The sequence below is a fragment of the Polaromonas sp. genome, from assembly GCF_031411155.1.
In the GTDB taxonomy this organism is placed as follows: domain Bacteria; phylum Pseudomonadota; class Gammaproteobacteria; order Burkholderiales; family Burkholderiaceae_C; genus Polaromonas.
This window is the reverse complement of the sequence record NZ_JANOAL010000287.1, coordinates 1-5,153: the sequence shown is the minus strand read 5'-3', so window position 1 is coordinate 5,153 and position 5,153 is coordinate 1. Positions and strand designations below refer to the sequence as shown.

At 68.0% G+C, this 5,153-nt stretch carries 6 protein-coding genes; all 6 read right to left on the bottom strand.

Annotated features, from left to right (window positions below; genetic code table 11):
• A partial coding sequence (locus RMO23_RS16975; protein WP_309683903.1) for a cobyric acid synthase occupies positions 1 to 1,421 on the bottom strand: 1,421 nt, incomplete at its 3' end.
• Between the two features lie 83 nt (positions 1,422 to 1,504).
• A complete protein-coding gene (locus RMO23_RS16970) occupies positions 1,505 to 2,287 on the bottom strand; it encodes an ABC transporter ATP-binding protein (protein ID WP_405041621.1) in 783 nt (260 codons plus the stop codon).
• The gene (locus RMO23_RS16965) at positions 2,284 to 3,321 is read right to left on the bottom strand and encodes an iron chelate uptake ABC transporter family permease subunit (protein ID WP_309683901.1); all 1,038 of its coding nucleotides are present in this window, start codon (positions 3,319 to 3,321) and stop codon (positions 2,284 to 2,286) included. The genes RMO23_RS16970 and RMO23_RS16965 overlap by 4 nt, the downstream gene beginning before the upstream one ends.
• A complete protein-coding gene (locus RMO23_RS16960; RefSeq protein ID WP_309683899.1) occupies positions 3,318 to 4,187 on the bottom strand; it encodes a helical backbone metal receptor in 870 nt (289 codons plus the stop codon). Before RMO23_RS16960 ends, RMO23_RS16965 begins: the two co-directional genes overlap by 4 nt.
• Positions 4,184 to 4,774, bottom strand: coding sequence for a bifunctional adenosylcobinamide kinase/adenosylcobinamide-phosphate guanylyltransferase (cobU, locus tag RMO23_RS16955; RefSeq protein WP_309683898.1), 591 nt, complete (start codon positions 4,772 to 4,774; stop codon positions 4,184 to 4,186). Before cobU ends, RMO23_RS16960 begins: the two co-directional genes overlap by 4 nt.
• Positions 4,767 to 5,153, bottom strand: a 387-nt coding sequence (locus tag RMO23_RS16950; protein WP_309683895.1) for an ABC transporter substrate-binding protein, incomplete at its 5' end; no start/stop codon positions are given. The genes cobU and RMO23_RS16950, both read right to left, overlap by 8 nt.

The window sequence follows — 5,153 nt, the reverse complement described above, 5'->3', positions numbered from 1 at the left end:
TACAGGCCCAGCACATTGCCGGCCGCGTTTTGCCAGGCCAGGCCGTCAGGCATCACAGCGTAGGCGATGTCGCCCGCGGCCGCCATGGCGGTGTGCGGGGCCGTCTGGCCATGGTGGATTTCATAGCCCTGCACGGACACGCCCGACAGGCCCGCCCACCAGCCCCGCACAGGGCCAAATGCCGCCTGCCGCTGCCGCACGGTTTTGGCTTCGTCAAACAGCGTGACCAGCGGCAGCAGGCCCAGGCCGGGGCCGTTGCCGTCAATGCCGTGCGGGTCAATCAGCGCTTCGCCCAGCATTTGCAGGCCGCCGCAAATGCCCAGCACCACGCCGCCACGGCTGGCGTGCGCGGCAATCGCCTGGTCCAGCCCCTGCGCGCGCAGCCAGGCCAGGTCGCCGCTGGTCGCCTTGGAGCCGGGCAGGATGATCCAGTCGGCGTCCATCAGCGCGCTGGGGCTGCGCACCCACCGCAATCGCACGCCCGGCACGTTTTTGAGCGGCTGGAATTCGTCGAGGTTGCTGATGCGCGGGTAAGCCACCACGGCGATAACCGTCGCCTTCGCCCGGGCCGCCCCCTCGGGGGGCAGAGAGGACATGCCAGTGCCGAACGTGGGGGCCATATCGAACACGCCGTCTTCCTCGGGCAGGCCGTGCTGCCACCACATCGGCAGCGTGGCCACCGTCGGCACGCCGGTCAGGTCCTGCAGCATCTGCGGGCCCGGCGCCAGCAGTGCCGCATCACCACGAAACTTGTTGAGCACAAAGCCTTTGATGAGTTTTTTCTCGGCCGCATCCAGCATGGCCCAGGTGCCGTACAGATGGGCAAAGGCGCCGCCGCGGTCTATGTCGGTGACCAGCAGGCAGGCCGCGTTGGCGTGCAGCGCCACGCGCATGTTGACGATGTCACTGGATTTCAGGTTGATCTCGGCCGGCGAGCCCGCGCCTTCGATAACGACCACGTCGTTTTCGGCCATCAACTCGGTCAGGGCGGTTTGCACCGTCGGCCAGACACGCTCGCTGCGGTCGCGCCATTCCATGCGCGACAGTTCGGCATTGACCTGCCCCATCAGCACCACCTGGCTTTGCGTGTCCTTTTCGGGTTTGAGCAACAGCGGATTCATGCGCACATCGGGATTGGTGCGCGCGGCCAGCGCCTGGAAATACTGGGCGCTGCCGATTTCACCGCCGGAGCAATTTTCCGCCGGGCCGCCCCAAGGAAAATTAGCCCCCTCGGGGGGCAGCGCAGTACGCAAAGCGACAAGCGTGGGGGCCACGACCCTGGCGTTGTTGCTCATGTTTTGGGCCTTGAAGGGGGCCACCTTTAAGCCCTGTCGAGCGTAGTAACGGCACAGTGCGGTGGTCAGCCAGCTCTTGCCGGCGCCGCTGGTGGTGCCCAAAACCATCACGCATTTGGCGGTCATGGTGCCTTCTCCTTCAAAACTTGCAAAAAACGCTGCAAATGTTACGGCCCGCGCACCTGAACGCGCGCTGGCGATTCTTCATGTCATCCGATTTTGGGCAGCGCGATCCACTGGCCAGCCAGTTTGTGCACGGCAATGCGCTGGTCAAACACCTGTTCCAGCGCGCGGTGGGTGGCGGGGTCATCGCAGGCGCCCTGGTGCGTCACGCGGCCTGCGGCCATCACCACCAGCGCGTCGGCCCGCAGCGCAAACGAAATTTCATGCAGCACGCTGACCACGGTTTTACCGCTGGCCACCAGCTCGCGCACGGTCAAGAGCCAGTCGGTCTGGTGCGGCGGGTCGAGGTTGGCCAGCGGCTCATCCATCAGCAGCACCTGCGCCTCCACCGCCAGCGCCCGCGCCAGCAGCACGCGCTGGCGTTCGCCGCCCGACAGCTGGCCCAGGGCGCGGGCGCGCCAGTCCCAGGCCTGAGTGGCACGCAAGGCGTTTTCAACGGCGGCGTGGTCGGCGGCGCTGGGCGGTGCCAGCCAGGCCTGGTGCGGCAGGCGGCCCAGCATCGCCACGTCGTAGGCCGTCAGGTCGTCGGCCGAGCTTTCGCTCTGCCCCAGCCAGGACAGTTGCCTGGCACGCTCGCGGCCGCGCAGGGCAGTCAGTGGCCGGCCCAGCAAGGCCACCTCGCCGCCATGCGCCAGCAAACCGGCCAGCACCTTGAGCAGGGTCGATTTGCCCGCGCCGTTGGGGCCGACGATGCCGGTCCAGCGGGCCGCCGGCAAGGCCAGCGTGATGCCGTGCAATACCTCGACATTTCCGAGGCTGGCCCTGATGGAACGCGCATCAACAGCTATTGAATTGATAGCAATTGTCATAAGCCGGCGCCCCGCCCGCTACCCCTGCCGGTGCTGCGATGCATCAGCCACAGCAGGTAGCTGCCGCCCAGCACCGCCGTCAGCACACCCACCGGCAGCTCTTGCGGCGCAATCAGCCAGCGCGCCAGCACGTCGGCAGCCAGCAGCAGCAGGCCGCCCATCAGCGCGCTGAGAACCACCAGACGCCCATGCGTGGTCTTGACGATGGAGCGCACCAGATGCGGCGCGGCCAGCCCGACGAAAGCGATCAGCCCGGTCTGCGCCACCGCCGCGCCGGTCGCCAATGCCAGCACGGCCACCAGGGCGGCGCGCGCGGCGGTCAACGGCAGGCCGAGGCTGGCGGCCGTCGCCGCACCCAGGGCCAGGCCATCGAGCACGCGGCCCAGGGCCCAGGCGACGGCCAGGGTCGGCAGCAACACCGCGGCCATGACGCCGCAGGAGGTCCAGCCGACGAAGCCGGTGCTGCCCAGCAGAAAGGCCTGCATGGCCTGCAGGATGTCGGGCACGGCCAGCGTGACCAGGTCGCGCGCCGCGCCCAGCACGACGCCGACGATGACGCCGGCCAGCAGCAGCCGCAGGGTGTGCAGCACGCCGTTGGAAAGCAGCAGCGTGAGCAGCACCCCGCCCACCGCGCCGGCGAAGGCCGCGCCGGTCAGGCCCAGGCGCACCAGGAACGAAGTCGCAAACGGTGACACGCCAAACAAAGCCAGCGCCAGCGCGACACCCAGCGCGGCACCCGAGGCACTGCCGAGCAGATAGGGATCGGCCAGCGGATTGCGGAACAGCCCCTGGGCCACGGCGCCGGCCAGTCCGAGCAGGCCGCCGGCCAGCCAGGCGCCTAGCGTGCGCGGCAGGCGGATGTCCCGGATGATTTGCCAGGCCACGGGGTCATGGCGCGCCTGCAGCACGCTGTCGAAGCCGGTGCTGCCGACGCCGGCGCCCAGCAGCAGCAGGCCGGCCGCCGCCAGCAGCAGGAACAGGCCGAGCACAAAGCCCAGTCGATGGGGGGCGCTTGCCGGTGCGGCGCCGCTCATCGAAGCGCAGCCCCCGCCTTGTCGGCGATGCACCTGGCCATGATGCGTGCAGCTTCGGCCATGCGCGGACCGGGGCGTACCAGCACGTCCGACTCCTCCGCCGTGAACACGCACAGCCGCCCCTCGCGCAAGGCGCGGATGCCGGCCCAGCCGGGACGCTGTTCCAGCCCCTGGGCGTTGCGCGCGCCAACCATGATCAGGTCGGGATTGGCACGCACGACGTATTCCGGGTTGATCTTGGGAAAAGGCCCCAGCTCGGGCGTCATGATGTTCTTCACCCCCAGGCGCAGCATGGTCTCGCCAATGAAGGAGGTGGTGCCCGCCGCATACGGCCCGCGGCTGACTTCAAAATAGACCCGGGTGTTCTTCGCGGCAGGCGGCAGCGACTGCGCGGCCGCCGACACCCCGGCGTCGATGACGCGCCAGACGCGCTGCGCGTCGGCCACCTCCAGCAGCTGGCCGATCTTGCCCATCACGCGCTGCACGTCGGCCGAGCTCTTGGGCTCCAGCGCCACCACCTTCAGGCCCAGCGCCTCCAGTCGCTGCACGCCGCGCGACGAGGTGGCCATCAGCACCAGGTCGGGCCGCAGTGCCACGACGGCTTCGATGTTGGGGTCGATGCCGCCGCCCGCCTGCGGCAGGCTGCGCACGAAGGCCGGGTAGTTGGAATAGCGGTCCACCCCCACCAGGCGCTTGCACTCGCCCAGCTCGCACACGGTCTCGGTCAGCGATGGCAGCAGGCTGACGATGCGCCGCGGTGTTTGCGGCAGCGTGACCGTGATGCCTCGGTCATCGGTGATTTGCAGGGCCTGTGCGGGCGCCAGCACCACGAGGAGCAGCACCAGCACGGCCACAAACCGCTTCATGACAAGCCTTTCAGGGACAGCGGCAAACCCGCCGCCATGAAAGTCACGCGCTCGCAGGCCTGCGCCACCGCCTGGTTCAGCCGCCCCAGCGCATCGACAAAGTCACGCGTCTCGCGGCCCAGCGGAATCACGCCCAGGCCGATTTCGTTGCCGACCAGCACGACCGGGCCTGCGTTTTTTTCAATTGCTATCAAAAACATAGCTATCTGCGCCTGTGAATCCTGGGCTAGAGGTCTATTTGCTTCAAAATCAGGGGCTGGCATCAGCAAATTGGTCAGCCACAGGGTCAGGCAGTCCACCACGACCAGGGTCTGGGGCTGGCTGTGCCGGGTCAGGGCCTGGGCCAGCGCATGCGGCTCTTCCACCGTGCGCAGGCCGGGCACGCGCTGCGCCCGGTCTTGCTGATGCCGGGCAATGCGTTTGCGCATTTCATCGTCCCCCGGCTGGGCCGTGGCAATCAGCACCGCGCCGTGGACGGGCGACTGGGCCAGCCAGTGGCGCGCCAGCAGTTCGGCGCGGCGCGACTTGCCGCTGCGCTGGCCGCCCAGAATCAGTTCGCTGCGGGCTACTTTCAAGGGCTCAGCCATATTGCTGATTCCAGTCCATGAGGATGCGGTGAATCTGTTCCACCCCGTCGGTCAGGGCCGCCGGTCCGGGCTGCAGAATCTCTGACGACTTGATCTCGAACAGCTGGCCGGTTTTCACGGCGCTGACATTTTCCCAACCGGCTCTGGCGCGCACATGGTCGGGCCGGAATTTGCGCCCGCACCAGGAGCCCAGAACAATGTCGGGGTTGCGCCGCACAATCTCGCCACCGTCGGCAATGATGCGGTCCTTGCCCATGGCCTGGCTGGCCAGTTCCGGAAAGCAGTCATCGCCACCAGCGATGCCTATCAGTTCGGACACCCAGGCAATCGCGCTGATGTGCGGGTCGTACCACTCTTCAAAAAAAACCCGCGGGCGGCG